Below are 25,377 nucleotides of genomic sequence, written 5' to 3' on the forward strand. Positions count from 1 at the left end.
GGCTGCGTTCAGCTTGGCCTCCACTTTGCGACGACGGACTCTCCCCGTCGGGGACCGGCGGAGAGAGTCCGTTCAGTGGCGGGCTCAGGCGATGCGGGTTCCCCGCGCCAGCCTGTGCGCCGGGGTGCGCAGCGAGCGCCATCCCAGCCACATCAGCAGCCCGGCAAGCAGCAGCTGCAGGCCGAGCCCCAGCGGCCACAAGGGAGTTGACTGTGCCAGGTAGCGTGGCTTGGCTTCACCGTTGGCGCAGGGGTACGTGCCCGCAGGCCCTGCCATGGCGTAGCGCGCTCCCTGGCTAATGGTCTCAATGGCCCCCACCGGTGATGACATACCGAAGGAACTGGAGGTCCGCACAGGGTAAGGAATGGCGTCTGCCACCACGACGTAAGGGTTCATGGCCAGCATCCACGCCACCCGATCAGTGTGAACGGCCGGCTGCTCCTGCAGGGGTCCCGAGCACGTGTACTCCGGCTCCATTGGCGAGGGCTGCTCCTGCGCGGGTTCGTAGGGTGAGTAGCCGCGGTACTGGGCCTGGTTGGCCATGATGGTGCCCTGCGAGAGCCCGGTGCCGAGGCCAAAGGCAATCAGCGAGCCGAAGACGAGTCCGGCCACGGCAAGGTACGTGACCACAATGGAGAACAGCGGGCGCCCCGCGAGTGCGGAAATTCCGACGCCGATGGCACACACCACTCCCACCTCAACCGCCAGCATCAGCAGGGCCACCACGACATGCCCGGGCGTCATTCCGCCCAGGGCCACACCGATCACCAGGAACGGCGTGCTGGCAACCAGGAAAGCCAGGGCAGCGGCCCACGCGGCAAGAAACTTGCCCCACAGGATCTGCCCCGGCCGGAGCAACGTCACCTGCAGGATGGCCAGGGTGCCGCCCGCCCGGTCGCCGTTGACTGCATTGGCAGACAGGGCCGGCGCCACAAGCAAGGCGAAAAGGAGGACAAAGGCCAGGACCACTTCGAAGATCATGGACCCCGGCCCGGGAATGTCCGCCGGGTTGATGTCGATGTAGGCCTGCTGAGCTTCGCGCTGGGCATTCCAACTGGCCCACGTCAGCCAGGTCACCAGGCCGGTCAGGATGAACCAGATGGCCAGCATGATGTACCAGCCGCGTGATCGCAACCGCTGTTTGAGTTCCAGGACCACCACATCCCGGATACCGGCAAGGTAGCCGGTAGCCCGGCCTGCGGCAGGCGCACGGTGTGTCGTATCTGTCAGCTGGCTCATCGCCGCTCCCCCTCAAGGTTCATGTAGGTCTCTTCCAAGGCACCCGAGGCGGGCGCAAAGGACGTGACCGCGACGCCGGCGAGCACCAGGTCGCGCAGGAGGCGGGCGGCGTCGTCGTCGTTCAGCAACATCAGGCTGACGGCGGGCCGGCGGCCGTCTTCCACCCGGAAGGTGAGGCCCAGTTCGGTCAGTTTGGAGGCGAGCACAGCGCCGTCCGTGGCAGCGATGGCGTAGCGCCGCCCTGCGGCCGCGGCCTCGTCAGTGCTCTGGTGCCGCACGGTCCGTCCGCGGTTGACGAAAACGGCGGCGTCGGCGATTTCGTCGAGCTCACTGAGCACATGGGACGAGACCACAACAGACTTTCCCTCCGCCGCCAACTGCCGCAGCATAACGCGCAGCTCTACGCGCGACCCGGGGTCCAGCCCGGACGCGGGCTCATCGAGGAGCAGGACGGACGGATCGTGGATCAGGGCGCGGGCCAGGCTGAGCCGCTGCTGCTGTCCGCGGGACAGTACCCGGGCGGGCTGGTCCGCCAGGTCGGTGAGGCGTACGCGGTCCAGCATGCCGGTAACCCGCTGCGCAATTCCGGCCTTGGGCAGCCGGTAGAAGCGAGCCATCTGCGTGAGGATCTCGCGGGCTGTCAGAGTCTCCCACACGCCCAGGGTGTCCGGCATCCAGCCGATCCGCCGGCGCACCTCCGCCCGGTGGTGCTGCGGATCAAGCCCTTCCACCGTGACAGTGCCGGAATCCGGCGCCAGCAGCGAGGCCAGCATCAGCAACAATGTGGTTTTGCCGGCGCCGTTGGGCCCGATCAGGGCAGTGACTTTACCCGCTTCAGCGTGGAAATCCATGTGCTCGACGGCGTGCACCTGCCCGAAACTGCGGCTCACGCCCGTGGCGGTGATGCCATCATTCCCACGGCCTTCCGGCTGGGCCGGAACGTCCATTTCGTCCTTGTTTGCTGTCATTCCCCGAGCACCTGTTTCCCCCAAACCGTGGCATGCATACCTGTCTGAGCCTACGCCCGCCCCCACGTTCGCGTTGTCCGCCGGAAGGCTGAGATTCGGTCACAATTCCGCGTCGGCGGCCAGCGGCGATAAACTGGGCTGAACACGTCACGCCGTCCAGCCGCTAAGGCCGTGCCTGACCCCCAGAACTCCGATTGATCCAGTGAAGGTACGCGCATGAGTACGCCCACTTCCGAAGTGCACGCAGCAACGCAGCCACAGACGCTGTCCAACGGTGCTGCCGTGACCAAACAGCTGATCGTGCAGAAGTTCGGCGGGTCCTCCGTCTCGGACGCCGCCGGCGTCAAGCGCGTTGCAAAGCGCGTGGTCGACGCCCAACGGGCCGGCAACGAAGTGGTGGTGGTGGTCTCCGCAATGGGCGACACCACCGACGAACTGCTGGACCTCGCCGGCCAGGTCACCGATTCCGCCCCCGCCCGCGAGATGGACATGCTCCTCTCCGCCGGAGAGCGCATCTCCATGGCACTGCTGGCCATGGCCATCAACAAGCTGGGCGCCTCCGCCCAGTCCTTCACGGGCTCCCAGGCCGGCATGATCACCGACGGCATCCACGGCAAGGCGCGCATCATCGACGTTGATCCGCACCGCATCCGCACCTCCCTGGACAAGGGACACATCGCCATCGTTGCCGGATTCCAGGGCATGAGCCGCACCACCAACGAAATCACCACCCTTGGCCGTGGCGGCTCTGACACCACAGCCGTTGCCCTGGCGGCGGCGCTGGAAGCGGACGTCTGCGAGATCTACACCGACGTTGACGGCATCTATACCGCGGACCCACGGGTGGTCCCTTCCGCCCAGAAAATCGACACCATTTCCAGCGAGGAAATGCTCGAACTCGCCGCATCCGGCGCCAAGATCCTCCACCTGCGCTGCGTCGAGTACGCCCGCCGGTTCGGCGTGCCCCTGCACGTCCGGTCCTCATTCAGCCAGAACGAAGGCACGTGGGTCATCCCCAGCGCCGAAGACAAGATCACCACTCAAGAGGGAGTTGCCTTGGAGCAGCCAATCATCTCCGGCGTTGCACATGACCGTTCCGAAGCCAAGGTCACCGTGGTGGGTGTGCCGGACATCCCCGGCAAGGCCGCTGCGATCTTCCAAGTCATCGCCGATGCGCACTCGAACATCGACATGATCGTGCAGAACGTTTCCACCCACGGCACCGGCCGGACAGATATTTCGTTCACGCTCCCCATCGTCGAAGGCGCCGAAGCCCTTGCGGCCCTCAAGGCTGCCCAGCCGGACATCGGCTTCGAGAACATCGAATACAACGAGCAGATCGGCAAGCTGTCCCTCATCGGGGCAGGCATGCGGTCCCACCCCGGCGTCTCCGCGACATTCTTCAAGGCGCTGTCCGACGCCGGGATCAACATCAACATGATCTCCACCTCGGAGATCCGGATCTCCGTGGTCACGCACGCCGATCTTCTCGATGACGCAGTCCGTGCCATCCACAAGGCGTTCGACCTGGACAGCGAAGACGAGGCAACCGTCTACGGCGGCACTGGCCGCTAGGCCGCTTTTAGAAAGCAACGAGGGCCCACGCCCCGCAGGGTTCCCTGGCCGAGCTTGCGAGGCTAGGGCGCGGGCGGGGAGGGGCACTCCCGGCCTGATAACCATGGTTTATCGGGCCGGGAGTGCCCCCGCGTTGCTTTTGTATTAGACCAGCTTGTCCATATCTTCGCGGCGCACCGCATAGTGATGTCCGTCGGAATCTGTTTCCACTACGAAGTGGGAAAGATCCTCGTCAGAGGCCTGCTCGTATTGGTCATGCTTGTGGATTACGGGTGCATCCGAGTCCAGACGCGTTGCCGGCCCGAACACAAAACGGAGCCTGTCCGTCGCGTTCATAAAGCCTGTAAGCGCGTGTCCCATTGTTTCCACCCCCTTCCCACATTGCGGGCGAAAGAGCCACTGACCCCAGCTGGAGTCAGTGCCCTTATTTTACGCCCGGAGCCCCCAAAAGGCCCCGCAAGGGTTTGGCCTGGACGGGCAGCGCGAATTCAGCGCAGGGACTGGTCGCCCGGGTTTTTAGGCACAACGTAAGTGCTTCCGTCCGGGCGCCGCAGGGTCTCCCACTGCTGGGTCTCCTTCTCGCGCTGGGCCAGCAGCGACCTGTTCTCCTCGGTCATGTCATGCACCAGAGAGCTGCGGTTGGCCGGGCCGAGAATGATCCGGAGCCTGCCCATTGCCCGCATGAACCGCTGGGACGCGTTTCCCTTGTCCGCCGAGTTGCCTTTGCCCATGAAGTAAACCCTTCGATAGAACCAATTACTCGTTCCAGTGTACGCTAATAATTAGTGCACTAACTATTGGAGGATTGTGATGACGGCAATATCCGGGGCCGCGTGGCACCAGGACGATGACCTCCTGCTGGAGGAGCAGCTCTGCTTTGCGCTCACTGTGGCATCGCGAAGCGTTGTAGGCGCCTATAAGCCTGTCCTGGAAAAGCTGGGCCTGACCCACCCGCAATACCTCGTGATGCTCTGCCTCTGGGAATCAGCGCCCCGGACACTGCGCAACATCAGCGAGGCTTTGGCCCAGGCCCCGGCCACCGTCTCACCGCTTCTGCGGCGGCTTGAGGAGGCCGGCTTCATTACGCGCCAGCGGGTGGACGGTAATGAACGCAGCCTGGCGGTGGGACTGACTCCCGCCGGCGCCGCGCTGCGGCAGCAGGCCCTCGCCGTGCCGGGCACCATGATGCAAAGGCTGGGACTGACCCGTGACCAGGTGGGCGAGCTGCACAGGTCCATGATGGCCCTCATCGCCGCCACCGAGGATGTCCACGAGGACACAGTCAGAGCGTAAAATGGCAGCAACCTAGGAGGGTTCATGCGTATGCGAACACTACGGCCACTGCTGGCGGTACTCGCCGTGGCCGGGCTTGCTGCGTGCACGGGAACGCCGGACAAAACCGAGCCATCATCCGCCAGCCCCACTGCCACTTCCTCGGCCAGCCAGAGCCCCTCTGACGCCCCCGCTCCGGATACCGAGACCACAGTCCCGGCGCCGCCGCCATCTGCACCCCCGGTCCCGACACCCGGCCCCGGCGCCGGTAACGCCGAACTTTCCATCATGGTGAAGCCGAACTCCACCGACCCTGCCGTGAGCTACACGTTGGTCTGCCGCGACGGCCGCTCCACCGCAGAAAGCAAGCACCCCACGGCTGACGCCGCCTGCGCTGCCCTCAAGGACAACGCTGCCCTTCTCAGCCCAGCAGTAAAGGATCCCAACCGGGCCTGCACCGAACAGTACGGCGGCCCGCAGACCGCCACGGTGACCGGGATTGTGGACGACACGCCCGTGGACGCCACGTTCACGCTCACCAACGGCTGTGAAATCGGTGCCTGGGCGGCAGCCCGGGACGTTCTGGGTGCCAGCGGTGGAGCAACTTAGCCTGCTGACGGCCGATGCCTGGCATGCCCGCGAAGAAGCGCATCAGCAGCGCGTCCGCCGTTACGCTGATCCATACTTGGCCCGCCGCTCGGCAGGGCAGAAGCACCCGGTGGAGGACTTCCTTTTCACGTACTACACCCAGAAGCCTGGCCAGCTGAAGCGCTGGCACCCGGGCGCCGGCGTCGTACTCACCGGCGAAGAGGCGGCGGCCCGGAGCGGCTGGAAGCACTACAGAACGCTCGACGCCGGCGAACTGGCCGCCGTCGGACTGCCGTCAGGGGCTGTGGCAGTCACCTTTGACCGCAGCGCCTTTTTGGCCGACCGGCATGAAGCCGTGACCTTCGCCGGCATCATCCTCCGCGGAACCGCGGCCCGGCCGGCCCAGTTCGGCTGCTTTGGGCTGCACGAGTGGGCCATGGTCTACCGGCAGGACAAATTCGACTTGCGCCATGAATATCTGCAGCTGAGGCTGGGTTCGGCCGGCACGGACAAGGTGGTGGAGGACAACCGGATCCGGTGCTCACACTTCGACGCCTTCCGCTTCTACACCCCTGACGCCGTTGGGCTCAACGAACTGACCCCGAGCCGCGAAAGCCAGCGGCACATGGAACAGCCCGGGTGCCTGCACGCCAATATGGACCTCTACAAGTGGGCTTACAAACTGTTGCCCGCGCTGCCCAGCGAATTGGTCATGGACTGCTTCGAACTGTCCTGGCGGATCCGCGCCATGGACATGCAGGCGTCGCCTTACGACCTTGCAGAGTGGGGCTACCCTCCCATCCCGATCGAGACACCCGAGGGCAAAGCGGCCTATGTGGGCCACCAGCGGGCATTCGCGGCGGAAGCCGCTGGACTTCGCGGGCGCGTGGCGCAGGCGCTGGCCCCGCTGCGTCCTGAAGGGCCGGCATGAAGGACCTGGACTTGACCATCAGGGTGACCGATGATGCCGGTGCCCCTGAGTACAAATTCCGGCTGATAGTCCGCGATAGCCGCCTTGCTGACGGGTGCACGCTGCCTGATCCGGCAGGAGCTTTGTCAGCCTTGGAAGAATTCGGCGAGGACATCTTTTTTCCCCGACCGGGCCCACCGAAACTCTGCACGCAGCAATATGGCGGGCCGCAGGTGGCCATCGTGACGGGTTCCATCAACGGACACCCCGTCAGCGTGACTTTCCGGCGAACTGATGGCTGCGAAATTTCCCGCTGGCGCGCCATGGCTCCGCTGCTAGGCGCGACGCATGGTTCCCGCGGCGAAACCTGACGACGCCGGTACCCTTCGCCGTCGACGGGAACGCCGCCGGACCCATCGGTCCGGCGGCGTTCCCGTGTTGTTTCCGGAGAACTAGAGGTCCATGTTGCGGTGTCCGGAGAACTCCGGGACCTCCCGCTTCTTCTTTTCCTGCTTAGCCCTGTCTTTCTTGGCCGGCGCACCAGCCGTTTCGTCATCAGGGACGGTCACAGGATTGCCGCCTGTGACAATTACGGAGACGAAGGTGGGCAGGGTTGAACCGGCGAACGTCACCCGGCCGATGTAGGAGCCCGCGGCGAGATTTTTCCACCCAAGCCGGAGAGTCCCCGACTGGCCGTTCGCGAGCCGCAGCGGGTTGGGGGTCACCGTTGCATTCCCGACGTTGGCGCCAAGCACTGCGGCGTCCACAGTCGCCTTGGTGGGCTGACCGTTCGGGCTGGCAAACAGGTTCACGAACATCGTGTAGACGCCCGGTGCCGGATTCGGAACAGACAGGGATTCACTGGCCGAGCCGGTCTGTGCCAGCAGTGCCTGTCCCGCCGGGTTGACAACCACCATGTCGAAGTCGGCGTTCTCGTCCGATGAATAGACAGAGAACTTTGCCAACGGCGATCCAGCAGCAACAGTGACCTCCTTGACGAAGTTGGACCCGTCCGCCGCCAGGGCCATTGGTCCAGGAACCAGCTCGATGGCGGAGGAGTCAGCCTTAGACAGACCGTCCAAGCCGATGTTCACAGGCGAATTGGTGCCGGAAACCACGGGAATGTCACCCTGCCCCGTGCCTCCTTCGGACGTGAATGCCACATTCTCGGGCGCCACAACCGACTGCGGACAGACGGCCACCGGCGAGGCCACCTTCTTGCCGGCACCCTCCCAGACCAGGTTGCCCATGGCAAACTGCCCCAAAGCAGCGTTGGCGTTCTCGAACTTGACCTTAAAAGTGCGCTTCTCGCCGGCGGCGCTGAAACTAAGGATCGACGGCGTGACCGTCACCTTGATGCCAGGAACGTTCGCCTTGGCCCGGTAAATGCCGGGCGTCAGCGCGGTCACGGTCCGGGTGACCTCTATTGTCCCGGCGAGCGCCCCCAGCGCAAACGAGGCAACATTCATGTTCCGCGGCGCGGTTGTCCCGAGATCCGGGATGCCCAGATCCAGGCCCGTGCCCTGGATGAACTTCAGGTAGTCGTCCGCTGAATTGTCGTAGACCAGGCCCGGGTCGAGGACCCTGGCAACATCTACCTGGCCTGCGCCGGTGGCGAACACGTCGCCGTTCCGGGTACCGTCTGGATTCTTGATATCAGCTGCCGTTGTCATCATGGCGGACTTGACGGTGGCCGGCGACCATTTGGGGTTCTTTGCCAGAACCAAGGCGCCAAACCCGGCGACATGCGGCGCAGCCATCGACGTCCCTGACATCATGCCGAACTGGTCGCCGCCCGAGCCAATCGGCGACACGCCCGCCAGCACCGCGACGCCCGGCGCTGCCACGTCGGGCTTGAGCAGGTCTGAGCCGGTGGCCACCAGCGGGCCACGGGAGGAGAATCCGGCGACCTGCGGCTGCGGCGGCGCCGGAAGACCGGTAGTATCCGCGTTCACCAGTGCGGCCTTGATGCCCGGGTTGGCGGCGAGCTTGTCTTTGATCTGCTGGGTCGCCGGCGGGTTCACGTGCACCGTGGGCACCGCATGGCGGTCAAGGTCCTCGGAGGACGAGGTCACGTTGACCAGGATCATGCCGACGCCGCCGGCACGCAGCACCTCGGCGCTCTTGGCGACGCGGTCCACCACTCCGCGGTCGCAGACAACAATCTTTCCCGCCACCTTGGCTGGATCCAGGGCATTGGGTGCGCATAGTTCCGGGTTTGCTGCCCCTGCGGCTGCGGCACTTCCTGCGAGCACAACATTGCTCGCAGGAACAGGAGCGGCCATGAGACTGGCGCCGCGGTATTTGCTGCCGTCCGCGAACTCGACGGTTCCCTGCAGCTCCGTGGAAAAGGAACTGGCGGCCACTGTGGTCAACCACGGTGCGCCGTGGTTGACCGTGCTTGGCGTGGGCCCTGAGTTTCCTGCAGATGCCGCAACGAAAATTCCGGCAGAGGCCGCAGAGAGGAAGGCCAGGGAAACCGGGTCCGTGGTGGTTGAGGTACTGCCAGAGATCGAGTAGTTCAGCACATCCACACCGTCCAGGATTGCCTGGTTGATGGCCGCAAGGGAGGCGGAGCTGAAGCACCCGCCCGTGGCCGGGTTGTTGTCCTCCCAGCAGACCTTGTAAACGGAGATCTTTGCCGCCGGCGCCACACCGCTGGTGATGCCCATATCGAGTGCACCAAGGTTGGCCCGGACATTCGCGTTGCCTGCCGCTGTGCTGGCAGTGTGCGTACCGTGGCTTCCCACATCCACCGGCGAAATCAGTTCTTTGGGCGACCGGTCCTCCGGCGGTAAGTAGTTCAAGTAGTCGTCAGCGAAGTAGCGGGCGCTCAGGACCTTGGAGTTGCAGGCGCTGCCATCAAAGGCCGCCCCGGTTCCCTGGCCCTTCTGGCACTCCCCAACGAATGTATCGCCGTCGGACTTGAGCATGGCAATGTTGCCATCCGGGGTCCGGTACGGAGCCCCCACTTGGGCCTGGCCACTGAGTGGTTGCACATCTTCGCCGGCGAAGAACGGGCTGGAGGGCGTGTAGCCGGAATCGATGACGCCTACTACAACGCCCTTGCCTGCGTTCTCCTGCCCCCCGAAGGCGGTCTGCCACAGGCCGTTTTCACCGCTGAGCCGGAGGAAATCCGTGGTGGAGTAATCGGGCGCGTTTTCTGTGTCCGGGGCAACCACCAGGACGGCAGGGTCCTTGGCGAGCTTCACGGCCTGGTCTGCGGTCAGGTCGGCCGAGAACCCATTGATGGCGGCCGTGAACTGGCGTTTGATCTGGACATTTTCCGATCCGGCCACAGCGTTCTGCCGGCCTTCAAGGTGCGCCTGGTACCGCTGGACTTCGGGCCGGTCGGCGTCAAGCTTGCGGCCGTTCTGGGGCTTCGTCGCTGCGAGTCCGGGGGATCCGCCGTCGTACGTGGCCGCCGGCTTCTCGGCAAGGACCACAATGTAGCGTCCGGCCGGGTAGTCGCCGGGGTTGACCTTCTTCAAAGCCACAGCCGTGTTTGGCTCAGCGGGCGCCGCGGTAGCGGGGCTCATCGCCATCGAGCTGAGGAGCAGCGGCAGGCCGACGGCCAAAGCCATCGCTGTCCGGAGTCCCCCGCCCCGAATGGGGCTTTTTCCAGTGGAATTCACGAGCGACTACACCTTTCACGAGGAACGGCCGGCCACATTGCCGGTCTGACTAGCTGGAAACGTCACATGGCATTACAGGTTTTGTAATACTGTGACCAGCCGCTCCAAACAGTACAGACTGATAGCTGAATATGACATAGAACACACGAGAGTTCTAGGCCAATCCCCTACTTTTTCTATTGAGGACCGCAGGGCGGGCCGGAGCCGCCGCCGGCCCCGCGCTCTCGCGAGGTTGGCAGCGAAGAAGGCCCCCTCGTGGGACTGGACTCAGGACGAGTCCGGCTCCACTCGGAGGCCTTCCTGGATCTTATGGAATCAGCCCTGCTCAGCCCTTGGGCGTCACCTGCAGCCGGTCAAAAGTGACCTGCTTGCCAGCCTGGTCCAGCACCACCACGTCGTCGCGGCCATTCTGCACATCGGAGGGCAGGATGAACTCGACCGTGTTGTCCGTGGCGGGGAAAAGCCAGCCGATGCGATAGCTCTTTTTGTTCAGGTACACGTAGTACCACCGGCCATAGTCGAGGCCCTTCAGCGTGACTTTCTGGCCGTTGCGGTACTTGTCCAGCGTCCCCAGGTCGAACGGGGCCGCCTGCTCCTCGAGATCCTGGACGGCCAGGACAGGATCCGTTCCGGGCTGCGCCGGCTTCAGGTCCAGTACCATTTCACCGCCGGAGACTGCGGCCTTGACGGACTTGGTGCCGTTGGAAGCGGTGGCTTCGAACGCGACGGCGTCGAGCCTGCCTGCCGAGATGTCTGCTGCTGTCAGGACGTGTTCACGTGTTGCCGTCACGACGCCGCCGGCAGCCAGCGTGTCCTGGCTGATGGAAGCGTCCGGGGCGGTGAGACCGGTAAGCGAGACATTGCCGGCGTTGCCCACGATGTACGTATAAGTGACGGTGTCCCCCGCGCTGGCGAAGCGGTCGCCGTCGCGGTCGTTCCACTCCGAGGCAACAGTGCCCGCAAGCTGGGCGTCGCGGACCTTGAGGTCCACTTCGCCGCCGTCGATTGCGAACGTTCTGGTGGTCTGGCCCGCGGCGCTGACCTCCCACGTGGTTTTCGGAACGAAGAAGCCTTGCCCGGCTTCCTCCGCGGTGACGGTGTGGCGCGGCGTGGTGCAGGTGTAGTCCTGTCCGGCCGGCAGGGCACTGTAGCGGCAGTTCCCCGGACCGTCCGGGACGAACGGGCTGAAGTTGCCTGCGGTGGGGACCACCCTTTCCAGGAGCGCGCTGGTGTTGGTGACGCTGAAGCTGTACGGGACGAGCTCCCCCGCGGCGTAGGGCTGGGTGGACAGATCGCGCCCGACGTCGGCACGCGCACCGCTGATGTCAGCGGCCAGCAATCCGTCACGCAAGGCCACCGCAGTGCCGGTGAACGGCACCGTTTTGGTGAGCGACGGCGTGGCGCTGGCCGTGACGGTGAAGCTCGCCTCGGGGACGAAGTAACCGCGCTCGATATCCCCTGCGGTCAAGGTGTGCTTGGCTGTGGTGCAGGTGTAGTTGGCACCGGCGGCCAGGTTGTTGAACCGGCAGTTGGGGACGCTGGGCGCTTCCGGAGCGGGCGGCAGGAAGCCGGCGTCGAAGTTGCCGGAGACTGGCACGGAGTTCGCCGTCACGTTGGCGGTGCTCTTGACCGCGAAGGTATACGCCAGGACATCGCCGGCCTGGTAGGGGTTGGCGATGACGTCGCGGGCAGGAGCCGCTCCGGTGATGGTGAGGCCCACCTGCGGGGCCACCGGAACGGTGGCGGTGAACGTGAACTGCGAGACCCGGCCATCCGCCGTCGTAAAGGCCGCGTTGAGGTTTTGCGGGCCGCTGGCGTTTGCGGGGGCGGTCACTGCCACGTTGACGGTGGCCGAAGCGCCGGGCGCGACGTCGGGAACCGGCACTGTGGTGGCGGTCCAGCCGGTGGGGGTGTAGACCGTCGCAGTCGCGCCGGAGAGGGTAGTTGCCTCCTGGTTGGTGACGGTGACCGCTACCTGTGAGGTGGCACTGGGGGCGGTGGTGACGGCGGGGACGGACAGCGGGGCGCAGGCGTAGTTCAGCCACGCGTCGTCGAACTTCGCGAACTGGATGTTGTCCGTGTAGTTGCCCTCGTACAGGACGCCGAACTTGCCGTCCTCGAGCCGGGACACGGTTGAGTAGGCGGAAAAGCCGGAGCGGATGGTGCGCACGCCGGGCCAGGTGGCGCCGTCGTCGCAGGAGACGCGGGCGGAGACGTTCTCGCGGCCGGTCTTGGAATTGGAATTGGTGAAGATGAGCTTCTTGGCGTCCGCCGAGCCCTGCGCTGCGGCCGGGAACATACGGGCGATGGCGCCGTTGTTGGCCGGGTCCGGCAGTTCTGTGTCCTGCGTGACGGGCCCGTAAGTGGCGCCGCCGTCGGTGGAGATGGCCACCTTGCGGTAGCCCTGGTTGGCGTTGTCGCGGGAGTTCAGCAGGACGCGGCCGTCGGAGAGTTCAACCGTTTTGTTTTCATCCATGCGGTCGCCCACGTTGGCACCCTTGTGCCAGGTCGCGCCGTGATCGTCCGAGTAGACGCTGTAGGCCTGGATCTTGTTGCTGCCGTCAGCCTGGCGGACATCGCCGGCGTACTGCTGGATGAGGCGGCCCTTGTACTGGCCGTACTTGAGCTGGATGCCTTCGCCGGAAGACGCGAAGTTGGAGCGGATATCGCCGGCTGCCGGGCTGGTCTTGCTGGTGCCGGGCTTGGTGACGTTGGTGATGAGCCGCGGCTGGCTCCAGTTAACACCTGCGTCGGAGGATTCGATGACCGCCGAGGAGATCACGCTGCGGTCGGCGTCGTTGTTGCCGAACTGGCTGCCGAAGAAGCCCTGGTCCTTGGAGTAGACGAACAACGCGAAGACCTTGCCGGCCTCGGAGTCGTAGATGTAGGAGGGGTCGCTGTAACCGTACTTCGGCGTGGTGGCATTGCCCACGTGACCGGCGGCGATGACCTGCACAGGTCCCCATGTCTGGCCGCCGTCAGTGCTGCGGCGCTGCACGATCGAGTTGGCGTTGGGGGCATCTGCCGCGCTGCCGGGGCGGCCGTCCCAGGACGCGAGGACCACGTTGTTGCCCAAGTACGTCAGGGCAGGGATCCGGTAGAAGAAATTAGCCGCCGTTCGGTCCGCGCCGATGTTGGCCTCGGTGAAGCTGCCGGGGGCCAACGCCGGGCTGTTCGGCGGGATGGGGGCGGCCTGCGCGGCAATCCCGGATCCAGCCAGCAGCGTTAGCGCCACCAGCCCGGCTCCTGCCGCGCGGGCCACGTGTCGGTGTCTGCTGCGTGAGGTGGAAATTCGCAAATCCATATCCTTTCAAGGCGCCGCTGAGGCGGCGGATCGGGAGAATTGGCCACACGTGGTCCTAGTGATACCACCTGCCACATACGACGTCCTATGACCATAGTGTGTAGAGAGTCACCTGGCTAGGAGTTTTGGGAAGTAGCCCAGGTGACAGCCCCGGCCGACACTGAACCGGTGAACAAAAAGCGGGCGCCCCGTCTCGGGACGCCCGCTTTGCGAGTTTTGACTAAGTTTGACCAGCCGGCTGTACGCGCGGCTAAGGCGTGTAGCCTACTGCCTGGGCGTGCGCACCACGTCGCTGATCCACTGGCGCGTCTTTTCGTCCACAGGCCCGGCCACGCGGGTTTCGCGGGCCGCCCGGTCCGCCTTGATCTTTTGCAGCACCATCCGGCCGAGTCCGGCAAAAACGGCAACGGCCATCACCGGCAACAGCAGGGATTTCGATTTTTCAGCCATTCCGCAATCCTAGTGACGCTGGCTCCGCGAGGCCAGAGCCGCCGTCGTTCTGCACCTCCCGAAAGCCCTTCCCGCCGGATGACAGTGACGGAGCCCACCGAATACAGGGTCCAGCACTTCGGCCGGTAGAATGGGCTTGCAAGCTCGCGGAGCGCCCGTCCCCACCGTTGCACAGACACTGCTCAAAAAGCGGTACCCAACTTTTCCGGAACGGCGTAAGACGGCGTGACTCCGCTGCGCCCTTACCCAATGCTCACGCACAGGAGTTGCCGGATGCCCCGGATCGTTGTTGACGTCATGCCCAAGCCCGAGATTCTGGACCCGCAGGGGAAGGCCATCGTGGGTGCACTCCCCCGTTTGGGCTTCACCGGCTTTAGCTCTGTCCGCCAGGGCAAGCGCTTTGAACTGACGGTTGACGGCGAGGTGACCGACGCAATCCTGGCCCAGGCCCGCGAAGCCGCCGAGACCCTGCTGTCCAACCCCGTGATCGAGGACGTCGTCAACGTCGAGGTCGTCGAGGCCTGAGATGACTGAACTTCCCTTGATTGGCGAGGCAATCGCCGTCGCCGCCGAGCCCCGGCTCGCGGGTGCCAAGATCGGTGTTGTCACCTTCCCCGGCACGCTTGACGACCGCGACGCCGCCCGCGCAGTCCGCCTGGCAGGCGGCACCGCAGTGCCGCTCTGGCACGCCGACACCACCCTTGGTGACGTGGACGCCGTCGTAATTCCCGGTGGTTTCTCCTACGGCGACTATCTGCGGGCCGGTGCCATCGCCCGCTTTGCGCCGCTGATGTCCGAGATCATTAAGGCAGCAACAGGCGCCGCGTCCTCGAATCCTTTGCCCGTGCTGGGCATCTGCAACGGCTTCCAGATCCTGACCGAGTCGCACCTGCTGCCCGGGTCCATGATCAAGAACGACCACCTGAAGTTCATGTGCCGCGACCAGGTCCTGCGGGTGGAAAACAGCAACACCGCCTGGACCCTGGATTACGAAGCCGGCCAGGAAATCACGGTGCCGCTGAAGAACCAGGATGGCCAGTACATCGCCGACGAAAAAGTCCTGGATGCGCTCGAAGCCGAAGGCCGTGTGGTGTTCCGCTACGTTGGCTTCAACCCCAACGGCTCGCGCCGCGACATCGCCGGCATCTCCAACGCCGCCGGCAACGTGGTGGGCCTTATGCCGCACCCGGAGCACGCTGTTGAGGTCGGTTTCGGCCCCCAGTCGCTCGACGGAATCGGTGACACGGACACCGACGGCCTCGGATTCTTCACCTCCGTACTGAACAAGATTGTGGGAGGCAACAAATGACCGAGATCAATTCGGTGGTCGAGCCTGTCGAGACCAAGAAGTTCAACATCGACACCGTCGAAAACGCTGCCAAGACGCCGGACACCGAACTGCCATGGGCCGAACTTGGCCTGAAGCAGAACGAGTTCGACGAGGTAGTCAAGGTCCTGGGCCGCCGCCCCACCGGTGCCGAGCTGGCCATGTACTCCGTCATGTGGAGCGAGCACTGCTCCTACAAGTCCTCGAAGAACCACCTGCGCCAGTTCGGCGACAAGGTGACCGACGAGATGAAGAAGGACATGCTGGTGGGCATCGGCGAAAACGCCGGCGTCACCAACCTGGGCGACGGCTGGGCCGTAACGTTCAAGATCGAGTCCCACAACTCGCCGTCGTTCGTGGAGCCCTACCAGGGTGCCGCAACCGGCATCGGCGGCATCGTCCGCGACATCATTTCCATGGGCGCACGCCCCGTGGCCGTGATGGATCCGCTCCGTTTCGGCGCCATCGACCACCCGGACACCGCCCGCGTGATGCACGGTGCCGTGGCCGGCATCGGCGGCTACGGCAACTCGCTGGGCCTGCCCAACATCGGCGGCGAAATGGTGTTCGACTCCGTCTACCAGGGCAACCCGCTGGTGAACGCACTCGCCGTCGGCGTTATGCGCCACGAGGACATCCGCCTCGCCAACGCCTCCGGCAAGGGCAACAAGGTGGTCCTGTTCGGTGCCCGCACCGGCGGCGACGGCATCGGCGGCGCATCCGTGCTGGCCTCCGAGTCCTTCGACGACACCAAGCCGTCCAAGCGCCCCGCCGTCCAGGTGGGCGACCCCTTCGCCGAGAAGGTCCTCATCGAGTGCTGCCTCGAGCTGTTCAAGGGTTCCCTCGTTGAGGGCATCCAGGACCTCGGCGCCGCTGGCATCTCCTGCGCCACGTCGGAGCTGGCCTCCAACGGCGACGGCGGGATGGAAGTTGAGCTGACCTCCGTCCTGCTGCGCGACCCCACCCTGACCCCGGGCGAGATCCTGATGTCCGAGTCGCAGGAACGCATGATGGCCGTGGTCACCCCGGAGAACATCGAAGCCTTCGAAGCTGTGATGGACAAGTGGGCCGTGGAGTACTCCTGGCTCGGCGAGGTCACCGACACCGGCCGCCTGATCATCACTTGGGACGGCGTAGTCATCGTGGACGTCGACCCGCGCACGGTGGCACACGACGGCCCGGTTTATGACCGCCCGTACGCCCGCCCCTCCTGGCAGGACTCCGTCCAGGCCGATTCCTTCACCGGCTCCGTGCAGGATGCCGGCCGCCCCTCCGCCCCCGCGGAACTGGCCGCGGCCGTCACCGAGCTCGTGGCTTCGCCGAACATGTGCAGCAAGGACTGGATCACCAACCAGTACGACCGGTACGTGGGTGGCAACACGGCCCTGGCGTTCCCGGACGATGCAGGTGTGGTCCGCGTTGACGAGGAGACCGGCCTGGGCGTTGCCCTGGCCACCGACGCCAACGGCCGCTACACCTACCTTGATCCGTACCACGGCGCACAGCTGGCCCTGGCCGAGGCGTACCGCAACGTGGCCACCGCCGGCGCCGTGCCGATGGCCGTCAGTGACTGCCTGAACTTCGGCTCCCCCGAGGACCCGGACGTGATGTGGCAGCTCGCGGAGGCCATCCGCGGCCTGTCCGACGCCTGCATGGTGCTGGGCATCCCGGTCACCGGCGGCAACGTCTCGCTGTACAACCAGACCGGCACCACACCCATCCACCCCTCCCCCGTGGTGGCAGTGCTGGGCAAGCTCGACGACGTCGCCCGCCGCACGCCGTCGGGCTGGCGTGAGGACGGCCAGGCCATCTACCTGCTGGGTACGACGGCGGCAGAACTGGACGGTTCCGAATGGGCCAACATGCGTGGCCACCTCGGTGGACTTCCGCCCAAGGTTGACCTCGCCGCCGAGCGCGCGCTGGGTGAGATCCTGATCAACGCATCCCGTGACGGCATGGTGGACTCCGCGCACGACCTCTCCGAAGGCGGCCTCGCGGCAGCCCTCGTGGAGTCCTCCCTGCGCTACGGCGTGGGTGCCCGGATCGCCCTGCAGGACGTCCTGGACCGCGACGGCGTGGACCTCTTCACGGCACTGTTCTCCGAGACCCAGGGCCGTGCAGTTGTTGGCGTGCCCCGCTCCGAGGAAGTCCGCTTCAAGGACATGTGCACGGCCCGCGGCTTTGCCCACGTCCGGATCGGTGTGGTGGACGGAGCCAGCGGCCAGCTGGAGATCAACGGCGTGGACACCTTGTCCCTTGATGCCCTCCGCGAAGCCCACGAAGGGACCCTGCCGAAGTACTTCGGCTAGGCCTCCTGCCCCTTTCATCGATTGCTCCGTAACCGCCCTTTTGAACCTTCAGAACGGCAGTTACGGAGCAATCGATGCTTAATGGCCCTTGCTCCAGCCCGCCTGGATCAAAGCTGTTCGAATCTTAGCCACCCCGGTCTTGGCGTCATTGAACATGTGCCGTTTGGAAATCCTGACTTCGGTCCACCCCAGGGCCTCGTAGCTCTCAGAACGCGTGATGTCCCGGACGATCTGCCCTTCGTCGCCGTGATGCTCGCCTTCGTACTCGATCCCGATCCGGTACTTGCGGTAGGACAGGTCCGGCTCGTGATGGCGGACTCCATCTTCGCCGACGATCGGCACGTTCAACTCCGGTTCCGGCAGCCCTGCCCTGACCACGGCCAGCCGAAGCAGCGTCTCCTGCGGCGAATCGGAGCCGACCCGGATGAGCTTGATGGCTTCCTTGGCCCTGCGTATCCCGCGCTTTCCCTTGTGCCTGTCGATCATTCGCTGAAGATCCGCCACGCTGCAGAGCGCCATGTCCCGGTCCTCAAACGCCGCCCTCGGCACACGCACACAGCTGTCCCCCATCGCCACCAACTCGTCCACCGTGAGCATTTCCGCCATGTCCAGCCACGTTCGCTCAGGAGTGGTCACGGGTATCCCGTCAACTGTGGTGACTTCGTCGCTGTAGAGCTTCATTCGGTGCACAATGACATGCGGCCTGTTCAGGTGTGCCGAGCCCTCAGGCCTGATGACGTGAAACATCTCTGGAGTCCCCTTCTGCTGACGGCGCGGCAGCACGAGCATCTCCGCCGCAGTGAGGTGCGATGCCGCGCATCGCTCATTGACCTCAATAAAAGGCCGCACCCTGACACCTAAGGGAAGCTCCGCCGTCGGGCCTTCAGACCGTATCCCGCGGCCCAAGCGGTGGAGCGTACGGTGCCTCAGCCGCCGGTCCGACACTCCGGCACGCCCAGCTTCGGAAACGGTGAAGGGGCGGTCCTGGAGTGCCGTGGGCAGTGGGCGCGGAGTTCTCATGGGTTCATCAGAGCAGAATCCAGCGGTGGCCGCAGAAGTTATCCACACCCCTCATCGACTGCTCCGTAACTGTCGTTTTCGGGACTCAAAACGACGGTTATGGAGCAGTCGATGAGAGGTTAGTCCTCGCTGTGGAGCTCCCGCTGGCGGGCGCTGAGCAGCTCAAACTCGGGCCTGGCGGCCACAAAACGTTCGACGGCGGTGAGCACCTCCACGAGGTGCGCCCGGTCGGCTGCCACCAGGCCGGCGCCCACCTGCGAGCGCCGGTACTGATCGTGGTCCCCCACCTCTGCGACCGACACATCGAAGCGGCGCTTGAGCTCGGCCAGCAGCGGCCTGATGACGGAGCGCTTTTCCTTCAGGCTCTGGACATCGCCCAGGAGGATATCGAATTCAATCCAGCCGATCCACATGTTCCATATCGTATCGATTGCTCCGTAAGTGTCGTTCTGGGGACTCAAAACGACCGTTACGGAGCAATCGATGGCGGTCAGATGGTGAGTTCTCCCATCCGGTCCCAGCCATCGCCGTCGAGTTGGCGGCTAATGATCCGCGGGGTTTCGGCAAGGGCCTGCGGCATGTCAGCCATGGCCTGCTTGAAGTGCGCGCTGTTGACATGGTCCCCGGCAGCATCATCCTGGAAGGCTTCCACCAGGACAAACTCGTGGGGATCATCCACGCTGCGGGACCAGTCGAACCAGAGATTTCCGGGTTCCTCCCGGGTTGCCTTTGTGAAGTCGTCCACGAGGCCGAGCCAGCGCTCGGACCAGTCTGGCTTGACCTGGAACTTGACCACAATGAAGATCATGGGATTCCTTTTCTGTTCGGTAATGGTTGGCGTGGGGTGCGGGCCGTTCAGCCGGCCGTGACGTCGAGCTCACAGGCCAGGATGGCCTCGCGGGCGTGCTGCTGCTGCGCCGTTGTTCCGGACTGTTCAGCCCACTGCTCGGCGAGCTGGAACTCCACCATTGCTTCGGTGAAGCGTCCGGCACCGTGGAGGGCCCAGCCAAGGCTGGTGTGCAGCGGAGCCATCCAGCGCCGGGTGTGGGGGTCGTGGGCGGTGGACGCGTATTCGAGGGCGCTCCGGGTCCATGCTTCCGCATGGGCGGGGTCGGCGATGGCCAACATGTGTAACGCGTCGACGGCGAGGAATTCGTCGCCGAGGTGGTCTCCCAGCTCCGCTGCCTGTTCGAACAGGGGTACGGCCATGGCGGCGTGGCCGCTGGAGTTCAGGACGCGTCCGCGTTCCAGCAGGATGCGTACGCCGACGCTGGGTTCTTCCTCCCCGTCAAGCGAGTCCAGGAGGGCATCCGCCTCCTCGTAGCGGCCCTGCAGGCCAATGGCCCGGCCCAACTGCGTGGCGAGTTCGGCTTTTTCGTCGGTGTCGTAGGTCGGATCGGCAAGGGCGTCCCGGAAACGCTGTTCGGACAGTTCGGGATCCTCAAAATTCCAAAGGCGGTCAAGGGTCTCTTGGTCCAGCATGTACCTTCTCCTGATCAGCTTTCACCTGCGGCGAGTTGGCGTGCCCCTTCAACGTATCGCGAAGTGACGTGCCTCTGCGCCGCCCGGGTCACCGGGCCTCCCGCCCGATAGAACCAGTTGGCAGGCTTGCTGAAGGCGGTGATCTTAAGGAACACCCGCCCAGTGTCGTCAATCTCCACCTCAAAGGCCTCTTCGCCGCGCGCCGGGTGTCCGGGCAGCGTTCCGTACCCGAAGCCCGCCGCCTGCGGCCCGTCGCCCGGCAGCGGCCGCCGGACCCAGACCACCTCGCAGGGGGCGTTGATGCGGAAAGGTCCGACGCCGAATCCGCTCACCACGCGCGTTCCCGGGCGGACGACGTCAGACTCGGCCCGGACGCGCAGACCGGACCGCCGCTGCAGTTCCCACGTCAGGATGCCCTGCGCCACGCGGCGGTAAACCGGCAGACCATCGCCAAGGTAAACCTGGGACACCAGGCAGGGGTACCCCGCCGGCGGCCGGCCATTCTCCGTGGCGCCGACACCGGGGTAATCTAGCCGGCCGCCTACCAGCCGCTTGTCAGCCAACGTGGCCGTCCAGGGATCCCGTCAACCGCGCCCACCCGAGCTGTTCCTGCTGTTTCCGGCTCAGGGACGCCACCACCAGGTCGTAGGAATCCTCCACCATGTCCCGGACCATGGCATCCGGGAGGCCCCCGTCCAGCCGCACGCCGTTCCAGTGAGTCTTGTTCATGTGCCAGGCACCGGTGATTTCGGGGTGGGCGGCCCGCAGCTGTTCTGCCAAGGCAGGCTCACATTTCAGGCTCACAGACAGGTCGCGGGCATCCAGCGCGGACGACGCGAACATCTTGGCTTCCTGCCTCGCGCCGCCGGCAACGTGCGCCCGGACCTTGAACACGGATGTTTCCGGGCCGAAGGGAAAATCCTCGAAGGCGCCGGGAAAGCTCAGGCAGAATTCCCGGAGTGCAGCAGGGTCCATGGCACGAGCCTATCGGGCCGTGCGCACATCCCTAACCCGCCGTGCGCACATCCCCGATGCTGTGCAGTCCTTCCGGGGTAGTGCCGTTGATTTCGTAGTCGCCCACGATCCGGGCCTTGAACACTGCCGGGTTGTGCGTGGAAACTGTCCGGGCGTTCCGCCAGTGCCGGTCCAGGGACTTCGACTTGGACGTGGACGAGGCTCCGGTAATGTCGAAAAGCTGCTGGGCGGCCGACTGCACCAGCTCGGGCACCAGCAGCTGGGCCTTTTCCACGGCGACCTCGCCACGGACGTACCGCTGCACGTGCGTGAGGTCCAGTTCCGGATCGGCCGCGGCGTCGAGCTCCCGCGCGGCGGCAAGCACCACGGACTCCGCGGCGAAGACCTTGGCGGACAGATGCCCCACCAGCTGAAGGATCAGCGGGTCATTGCGGAACAGCTCACCTGAGCCGGTGTTGAACGTACGCTTCCGGTCACGAACCAGCGAGCGGGCGTCCGCCAGCGCCGCCCGGCCGATCCCCGCGAGGACGGCGAGCAAAACCAGCTGGAAAAACGCCGGTTCGTGCGTCGTGGACACCGACCGCTGGATGATATTCGCTTGGGGCACGACGGCGTCGCGGAAGATGGTGGTGCCCGTCCCCGTCAGCTGCTGGCCGAAGCCGTCCCAGTCGTCAAGGATTTCGACGCCCGGCTGCGTGGTGCGGACCACGGCATACTGCCGGCCGTCGATTCCCTCGGTACTGGCCGTCACGGCGATCCACTCGGCGAAGATGGTGCCGGTGGTGTAGAACTTCCTGCCGTTGAGCAGCCAGTCCTCACCGTCACGGCTGAGAGTGGTGCCGGTGGTCCCGATGACGTTTCCGGACCTCTCTGTTGCAGCGTTCCCGAAGATCTCGCCCGCCACCACGCGGGGGTACCAGCGGTTTTGGAAGTCCTCAGGCTCCAGGCCCACCGTCTCCACAAAGGCGAAGTGCGAGCGGTAGAGGTGGGCCACGGACGAATCGGCCTCGGCGAGCTCGATGAGTAACCGGAAGAATGGCTCGAAGCCGATGCCGTCACCCCCGTGCTCCACCGGCACCCGCAACCGTCCGAAGCCGGCCTCGTTCAGCCAGCGGACCTGCTCAAACGGCAGGACCCTGTCCTGCTCACGGGCCAGCGCCCCTTCGGCGATGCGGGCAAAGACCGGCCGGAACCGCCCCGCCAGCTTCTCGTACGCCGCCTCGGCCGATGCTGCCTGCGCGGGCACTGTGGTCTCGGGTGCGTAGGTCATGAGTTCTCCGTTTTCATGGTGCAGGCCAGGGTGCCCGGGCTAGAGCTTGGTAATGTCAGCGGCCGGGTCCTGGTCCCAGGGCGTGGGCAGGATCCCGTTCTGGTAGCTGGCAAACCAGGCCTTGACCTCGGGCGACTGGTACGCCTCTTTGAGAGCGGCGGCCTTCTCCGAGCCGGCGAAGTCCTTGCGGCCTGCCACCACGATCCGGAACGGAATCTGGTCCGTGTCCGATTCGAAGGCGAGCGCATCCGCTTTGGTGTGTCCGGCGTCGGCTGCCATCCGGGCCACCAGGAAGCCTGCGTCCACATCGGGCAGGGTCTTGGCCAGGGACTGCTGGTCAACCTCGACGAACTGCAGCTTCTTCGGATTCGCGGTGATGTTCTCCTGCGACGTGTGGATCACCGTTGCCTCCGAGAGCTCCAGCAGGCCGGCGTCCCGCAGCATAAACAGCGCACGGCCGTTGTTGGCCGGGTCCACCGGGATGCCGATCTTGGCGCCGTCCGGGAGCGCGTCAAGGGACTTGTATTTGTCAGACCAGATGCCGCCCGGTGCACTGTAAACGTAGAAGAGGCCCACGTTGTCCAGCGACTTGTCCTGGTTGAACTGCTTCAGGTAGGCGTTGTGCTGGAAGAAGGTGGCATCGAATTCGCCGTTGGCCACGGCCAGGTTGGGCTGGATGATGTCCGTGACGTAGGTGGGCTCCAAGGTCCAGCCTTTGGCTTCGAGGAGCTTCTGGGCAATCTTGGTGGGTTCCTGGTACGGCGCCGACTCCGTGACGATGATCTTGATGGTCTTGCCGCCGCTGGCCGCGGTGGCGCCGCCCGGGTTCACGAGGCCGCAGCCGGTGAGTGCCGAAACGGACACGGCGCCGGCACCCGCGAGGGCATACTTGAGGAAACTTCTACGCTGCATTGTTCTTGGTCCTTCTGGAAGTGGGGCGTACTAAACGCTGATGGTGGCTGGCTTGTTTTCTGCGGCTGCGGAGAATTCCGTGAAGGCTCCCCGGAAGGCTGCGGCCGGGTGCCGGTCGTTAAGGCGGGGTCCGGCGCTGAAGAGCTTCTCGCGCAGGGTTCCCGGCGAGTAGTCGGACTGCGCCAGGCCGCGGCTCCGGAGTTCGGGCAGCACACCCTCGATGAAGTCGGTGTACGAGCCCGGGATGGTCTGGTTGATGATGTTGATGCCGTCGATTCCGGCGTCCTGCCATTCCTCGAGCCGATCGGCAATCTGTTCTGGTGTTCCCACCACGCGGTTGGCCCGGCTGCGGTAAAGCGCAATGTCACGGAGGGTGGGGTTTCCGCCGCGGACGGAGGCCCTTATCGCCGTCAGATGGCCCTGGCTGCCCTCGGTCTCAAGGTCGCCGAGCGGGGTGTCCAGCGGCAGGCCGCCGAGGTCGACGCCGAAGCCGCCGCCCACGTGGGCCAGCAGGGCTTCGATGTCGAGGCTTTCCTCCAACTCATCGGCCTTGCGTGCGGCCTCGGCCGCGGTGCCGCCCACCACGAAGTGCATGCCCTGGAGGAACTTCACGTCATCAGGGTGGCGCCCCGCGGCGACGGCCTGTTCGCGCACTGCTGCCGTGTACTTCGCGGCCACGTCCGTGTTCGGTGCCAAGGTAAAGGTGGCCTCCGCGTTGGCGGCGCAAAACTGCTGGCCGCGGCCGGAGCTGCCCGCTTGGAAGAGCACCGGGGTGCGTTGCCGTGAGGGGGCTGAAAGGTGCGGCCCGTCAATGGAGTACCGGGGCCCGCGGTGGTAGATCTTGCTGACCTTTTCCGGGTCGGCGTGGACGCCGTTTTCCTTGTCCAGGAGCAGGGCGCCGTCCTCCCAGGAGCCCTCCCACAGTTTGTAGGCGGCCTCGACGTATTCGTCTGCCCAGTCGTAGCGTTCGTCATGCTTCGTCAGCTCAGTGGCGTTGAAATTCCGGTGCGCGTTTTCCAGCACGCTGGTGACGATGTTCCACGCGACGCGTCCGCCGCTGAGGTGGTCCAGGGTGGACATCTGCCGGGCGAACTGGAATGGGTGGCTCTGGATGACAGACGACGTCGCGGCCAGCCCGATGTCCTTCGTTCCCACCGCGAGCGCAGACAGCAGGATGAGCGGATCATTGGAGGGCACTTGCAGGCCCTTTTTCAGCAGTGACGCCCACCCGCCGTCGTAATCGCCGTAAAGGCCCACGACGTCGGCGAAGAAGATCGCGTCAAACTTGGCGTCTTCGAGCTGGCGGGCCAAGTCGATCCACAGTGGAAGTTCGTTGAAGCGGTGCTGCTGCGCTTCGGGGCGCCGCCACTGGCCGCCCATGATGTGGCTGCTGGTGTTCATCACGAAGGCGCTGATCAGCAGGCGGGGGCGGGGTCCGTCGAAGCGGGTACTGGGCGTTGAAGTCATGGGAGTGCTTTCCAGGGGTTGTGGTGGCGTGCGCGTGCTGGGCAGGGTCAGAGACGCTTGTCCAGGCGCCGTGCAATGTACGAGCCGCCCAGCTGGACGATGGTGACCAGCAGGATCATCAGCACAATGGCGGTAATCATCAGCGGGGTTTCGTAGCGGTAGTACCCGTAGCGGATGGCAAAGTCGCCGATCCCGCCGCCGCCTACAAGGCCGGCCATCGCCGAATAGGAGATGAAGCTGACGGTCATGATGGTGATGGAGCTGACCAGCCCGGGCTTCGCCTCCACAATCAGGACGTCCCGGACAATTTGGGACCGGCTGGCTCCCATGGACCGGGCCGCCTCCACCACGCCGCCACCGAGCTGGCTGAGGTTCTGTTCCACAAAGCGGGCGAAGTAAGGGAATGGCGTTGATGGTCAGCGGGACAATGACGGCGGCCGTGCCGATAGTGCTGCCCACAATGAACCGGGTGACGGGAATGATGGCAATCAGCAGGATCAGGAACGGAAACGACCGGATCAAATTGACGAGCCCGTCCAGGATGCGGTGCAGCTTGGGCCGGTGCTTCAGCCCATTGGGGCCGATGGTGTAGAGCAAAACGCCCAAGGGTGTACCGAGGAGCACCGCCAGCGGGATGGCGACCAGCAGCATAGTGAGGGTCTGCCCCATGGCAG

At 65.1% G+C, this 25,377-nt stretch carries 25 protein-coding genes; 8 read left to right on the plus strand and 17 right to left on the minus strand.

The window, feature by feature from the left end:
* Positions 1-84: 84 nt before the first annotated feature.
* Together J2808_RS04815 and J2808_RS04820 are read right to left on the minus strand one after the other, a co-directional pair.
* A complete protein-coding gene (locus tag J2808_RS04815; protein WP_309812424.1) occupies positions 85-1,239 on the minus strand; it encodes an ABC transporter permease in 1,155 nt (384 codons plus the stop codon).
* Positions 1,236-2,207, minus strand: coding sequence for an ABC transporter ATP-binding protein (locus J2808_RS04820; RefSeq protein WP_309812428.1), 972 nt, complete (start codon positions 2,205-2,207; stop codon positions 1,236-1,238). Before J2808_RS04820 ends, J2808_RS04815 begins: the two co-directional genes overlap by 4 nt.
* 216 nt (positions 2,208-2,423) lie before the next feature.
* Between J2808_RS04820 and J2808_RS04825 the strand changes: the two genes are divergently transcribed.
* A complete protein-coding gene (locus J2808_RS04825) occupies positions 2,424-3,782 on the plus strand; it encodes an aspartate kinase (protein WP_309812430.1) in 1,359 nt (452 codons plus the stop codon).
* Between the two features lie 144 nt (positions 3,783-3,926).
* On the opposite strand, the gene J2808_RS04830 is transcribed toward J2808_RS04825, so the two are convergent.
* Both J2808_RS04830 and J2808_RS04835 read right to left on the minus strand, forming a co-directional pair.
* Positions 3,927-4,142 (minus strand): hypothetical protein, encoded by a 216-nt coding sequence (locus J2808_RS04830; protein ID WP_309812432.1) that lies wholly within the window; start codon positions 4,140-4,142, stop codon positions 3,927-3,929.
* Between the two features lie 128 nt (positions 4,143-4,270).
* Entirely contained in the window at positions 4,271-4,513 is a 243-nt protein-coding gene (locus J2808_RS04835) for a hypothetical protein (RefSeq protein WP_309812437.1), read from the minus strand.
* Between the two features lie 79 nt (positions 4,514-4,592).
* Here J2808_RS04835 and J2808_RS04840 point away from each other — a divergent pair, with 79 nt between their 5' ends.
* Genes J2808_RS04840 through J2808_RS04855 form a run of 4 tightly spaced genes read left to right on the plus strand, consistent with a single transcriptional unit; the run spans position 4,593 to position 6,923 of the window.
* On the plus strand, positions 4,593-5,075 hold the full coding sequence (locus J2808_RS04840; RefSeq protein ID WP_309812439.1) for a MarR family winged helix-turn-helix transcriptional regulator: 483 nt from the start codon (positions 4,593-4,595) through the stop codon (positions 5,073-5,075).
* A 24-nt stretch (positions 5,076-5,099) separates the two neighbouring features.
* Entirely contained in the window at positions 5,100-5,663 is a 564-nt protein-coding gene (locus J2808_RS04845; protein ID WP_309812441.1) for a subtilase-type protease inhibitor, read from the plus strand.
* Positions 5,641-6,573, plus strand: a complete 933-nt coding sequence (locus J2808_RS04850) for a 3-methyladenine DNA glycosylase (RefSeq protein WP_309812443.1) — start codon at positions 5,641-5,643, stop codon at positions 6,571-6,573. Before J2808_RS04845 ends, J2808_RS04850 begins: the two co-directional genes overlap by 23 nt.
* Before the next feature lie 23 nt (positions 6,574-6,596).
* Positions 6,597-6,923 (plus strand): serine protease inhibitor, encoded by a 327-nt coding sequence (locus J2808_RS04855; protein ID WP_397427985.1) that lies wholly within the window; start codon positions 6,597-6,599, stop codon positions 6,921-6,923.
* Between the two features lie 81 nt (positions 6,924-7,004).
* On the opposite strand, the gene J2808_RS04860 is transcribed toward J2808_RS04855, so the two are convergent.
* The 3 genes from J2808_RS04860 to J2808_RS04870 all read right to left on the minus strand — a co-directional run bounded on the left by J2808_RS04860 (position 7,005) and on the right by J2808_RS04870 (position 13,941).
* The gene (locus J2808_RS04860) at positions 7,005-10,136 is read right to left on the minus strand and encodes a S8 family peptidase (RefSeq protein WP_309814150.1); all 3,132 of its coding nucleotides are present in this window, start codon (positions 10,134-10,136) and stop codon (positions 7,005-7,007) included.
* 376 nt (positions 10,137-10,512) lie between these two features.
* A complete protein-coding gene (locus tag J2808_RS04865) occupies positions 10,513-13,491 on the minus strand; it encodes an exo-alpha-sialidase (RefSeq protein WP_309812450.1) in 2,979 nt (992 codons plus the stop codon).
* A 264-nt stretch (positions 13,492-13,755) separates the two neighbouring features.
* Positions 13,756-13,941, minus strand: a complete 186-nt coding sequence (locus J2808_RS04870) for a hypothetical protein (protein WP_309812454.1) — start codon at positions 13,939-13,941, stop codon at positions 13,756-13,758.
* Between the two features lie 273 nt (positions 13,942-14,214).
* Here J2808_RS04870 and purS point away from each other — a divergent pair, with 273 nt between their 5' ends.
* Genes purS through purL form a run of 3 tightly spaced genes read left to right on the plus strand, consistent with a single transcriptional unit; the run spans position 14,215 to position 17,577 of the window.
* Positions 14,215-14,466 (plus strand): phosphoribosylformylglycinamidine synthase subunit PurS, encoded by a 252-nt coding sequence (gene purS, locus J2808_RS04875; protein WP_066287204.1) that lies wholly within the window; start codon positions 14,215-14,217, stop codon positions 14,464-14,466.
* A 1-nt stretch (position 14,467) separates the two neighbouring features.
* Positions 14,468-15,250 (plus strand): phosphoribosylformylglycinamidine synthase subunit PurQ, encoded by a 783-nt coding sequence (gene purQ / locus J2808_RS04880; protein WP_309812459.1) that lies wholly within the window; start codon positions 14,468-14,470, stop codon positions 15,248-15,250.
* The gene (purL, locus tag J2808_RS04885; RefSeq protein ID WP_309812464.1) at positions 15,247-17,577 is read left to right on the plus strand and encodes a phosphoribosylformylglycinamidine synthase subunit PurL; all 2,331 of its coding nucleotides are present in this window, start codon (positions 15,247-15,249) and stop codon (positions 17,575-17,577) included. Before purQ ends, purL begins: the two co-directional genes overlap by 4 nt.
* Before the next feature lie 78 nt (positions 17,578-17,655).
* On the opposite strand, the gene J2808_RS04890 is transcribed toward purL, so the two are convergent.
* The 10 genes from J2808_RS04890 to J2808_RS04935 all read right to left on the minus strand — a co-directional run bounded on the left by J2808_RS04890 (position 17,656) and on the right by J2808_RS04935 (position 25,086).
* Entirely contained in the window at positions 17,656-18,258 is a 603-nt protein-coding gene (locus J2808_RS04890) for an endonuclease domain-containing protein (RefSeq protein ID WP_309812466.1), read from the minus strand.
* Between the two features lie 458 nt (positions 18,259-18,716).
* Positions 18,717-19,010 carry a DUF503 domain-containing protein gene (locus tag J2808_RS04895; protein ID WP_309812469.1) on the minus strand — a complete coding sequence of 98 codons (294 nt, stop codon included), beginning with the start codon at positions 19,008-19,010 and terminating at the stop codon, positions 18,717-18,719.
* A gap of 77 nt (positions 19,011-19,087) precedes the next feature.
* Positions 19,088-19,405: a putative quinol monooxygenase gene (locus J2808_RS04900; RefSeq protein ID WP_309812473.1), complete on the minus strand. Its 318-nt coding sequence runs from the start codon at positions 19,403-19,405 to the stop codon at positions 19,088-19,090.
* 47 nt (positions 19,406-19,452) lie between these two features.
* A complete protein-coding gene (locus J2808_RS04905; RefSeq protein ID WP_309812476.1) occupies positions 19,453-20,079 on the minus strand; it encodes a tetratricopeptide repeat protein in 627 nt (208 codons plus the stop codon).
* Positions 20,080-20,093: 14 nt separating this feature from the next.
* Positions 20,094-20,642: a DUF1990 family protein gene (locus J2808_RS04910; protein ID WP_309812478.1), complete on the minus strand. Its 549-nt coding sequence runs from the start codon at positions 20,640-20,642 to the stop codon at positions 20,094-20,096.
* Positions 20,635-21,054 carry an MmcQ/YjbR family DNA-binding protein gene (locus J2808_RS04915; RefSeq protein WP_309812481.1) on the minus strand — a complete coding sequence of 140 codons (420 nt, stop codon included), beginning with the start codon at positions 21,052-21,054 and terminating at the stop codon, positions 20,635-20,637. Before J2808_RS04915 ends, J2808_RS04910 begins: the two co-directional genes overlap by 8 nt.
* Positions 21,055-21,085: 31 nt before the next feature.
* Positions 21,086-22,324: an acyl-CoA dehydrogenase family protein gene (locus J2808_RS04920; RefSeq protein ID WP_309812484.1), complete on the minus strand. Its 1,239-nt coding sequence runs from the start codon at positions 22,322-22,324 to the stop codon at positions 21,086-21,088.
* A gap of 39 nt (positions 22,325-22,363) precedes the next feature.
* Positions 22,364-23,236: a MetQ/NlpA family ABC transporter substrate-binding protein gene (locus J2808_RS04925; protein WP_309812487.1), complete on the minus strand. Its 873-nt coding sequence runs from the start codon at positions 23,234-23,236 to the stop codon at positions 22,364-22,366.
* Between the two features lie 30 nt (positions 23,237-23,266).
* Positions 23,267-24,703, minus strand: a complete 1,437-nt coding sequence (locus tag J2808_RS04930; protein WP_309812490.1) for an LLM class flavin-dependent oxidoreductase — start codon at positions 24,701-24,703, stop codon at positions 23,267-23,269.
* 47 nt (positions 24,704-24,750) lie between these two features.
* The gene (locus J2808_RS04935; RefSeq protein ID WP_309812493.1) at positions 24,751-25,086 is read right to left on the minus strand and encodes an ABC transporter permease subunit; all 336 of its coding nucleotides are present in this window, start codon (positions 25,084-25,086) and stop codon (positions 24,751-24,753) included.
* Positions 25,087-25,377: the final 291 nt, after the last annotated feature.

The sequence above is a fragment of the Pseudarthrobacter sulfonivorans genome, assembly GCF_031454915.1.
Lineage (GTDB): Bacteria > Actinomycetota > Actinomycetes > Actinomycetales > Micrococcaceae > Arthrobacter > Arthrobacter sulfonivorans_C.

Coding starts and splice junctions, on each gene's coding strand:
- J2808_RS04815 (WP_309812424.1), bottom strand. CDS start 1,239: ATGAGCCAGCTGACAGATACGACACACCGTGCGCCTGCCGCAGGCCGG.
- J2808_RS04820 (WP_309812428.1), bottom strand. CDS start 2,207: ATGACAGCAAACAAGGACGAAATGGACGTTCCGGCCCAGCCGGAAGGC.
- J2808_RS04825 (WP_309812430.1), top strand. CDS start 2,424: ATGAGTACGCCCACTTCCGAAGTGCACGCAGCAACGCAGCCACAGACG.
- J2808_RS04830 (WP_309812432.1), bottom strand. CDS start 4,142: ATGGGACACGCGCTTACAGGCTTTATGAACGCGACGGACAGGCTCCGT.
- J2808_RS04835 (WP_309812437.1), bottom strand. CDS start 4,513: ATGGGCAAAGGCAACTCGGCGGACAAGGGAAACGCGTCCCAGCGGTTC.
- J2808_RS04840 (WP_309812439.1), top strand. CDS start 4,593: ATGACGGCAATATCCGGGGCCGCGTGGCACCAGGACGATGACCTCCTG.
- J2808_RS04845 (WP_309812441.1), top strand. CDS start 5,100: ATGCGTATGCGAACACTACGGCCACTGCTGGCGGTACTCGCCGTGGCC.
- J2808_RS04860 (WP_309814150.1), bottom strand. CDS start 10,136: ATGGCTTTGGCCGTCGGCCTGCCGCTGCTCCTCAGCTCGATGGCGATG.
- J2808_RS04865 (WP_309812450.1), bottom strand. CDS start 13,491: ATGGATTTGCGAATTTCCACCTCACGCAGCAGACACCGACACGTGGCC.
- J2808_RS04870 (WP_309812454.1), bottom strand. CDS start 13,941: ATGGCTGAAAAATCGAAATCCCTGCTGTTGCCGGTGATGGCCGTTGCC.
- purS (WP_066287204.1), top strand. CDS start 14,215: ATGCCCCGGATCGTTGTTGACGTCATGCCCAAGCCCGAGATTCTGGAC.
- purQ (WP_309812459.1), top strand. CDS start 14,468: ATGACTGAACTTCCCTTGATTGGCGAGGCAATCGCCGTCGCCGCCGAG.
- purL (WP_309812464.1), top strand. CDS start 15,247: ATGACCGAGATCAATTCGGTGGTCGAGCCTGTCGAGACCAAGAAGTTC.
- J2808_RS04890 (WP_309812466.1), bottom strand. CDS start 18,258: ATGAAGCTCTACAGCGACGAAGTCACCACAGTTGACGGGATACCCGTG.
- J2808_RS04895 (WP_309812469.1), bottom strand. CDS start 19,010: ATGTGGATCGGCTGGATTGAATTCGATATCCTCCTGGGCGATGTCCAG.
- J2808_RS04900 (WP_309812473.1), bottom strand. CDS start 19,405: ATGATCTTCATTGTGGTCAAGTTCCAGGTCAAGCCAGACTGGTCCGAG.
- J2808_RS04905 (WP_309812476.1), bottom strand. CDS start 20,079: ATGCTGGACCAAGAGACCCTTGACCGCCTTTGGAATTTTGAGGATCCC.
- J2808_RS04915 (WP_309812481.1), bottom strand. CDS start 21,054: ATGGACCCTGCTGCACTCCGGGAATTCTGCCTGAGCTTTCCCGGCGCC.
- J2808_RS04920 (WP_309812484.1), bottom strand. CDS start 22,324: ATGACCTACGCACCCGAGACCACAGTGCCCGCGCAGGCAGCATCGGCC.
- J2808_RS04925 (WP_309812487.1), bottom strand. CDS start 23,236: ATGCAGCGTAGAAGTTTCCTCAAGTATGCCCTCGCGGGTGCCGGCGCC.
- J2808_RS04930 (WP_309812490.1), bottom strand. CDS start 24,703: ATGACTTCAACGCCCAGTACCCGCTTCGACGGACCCCGCCCCCGCCTG.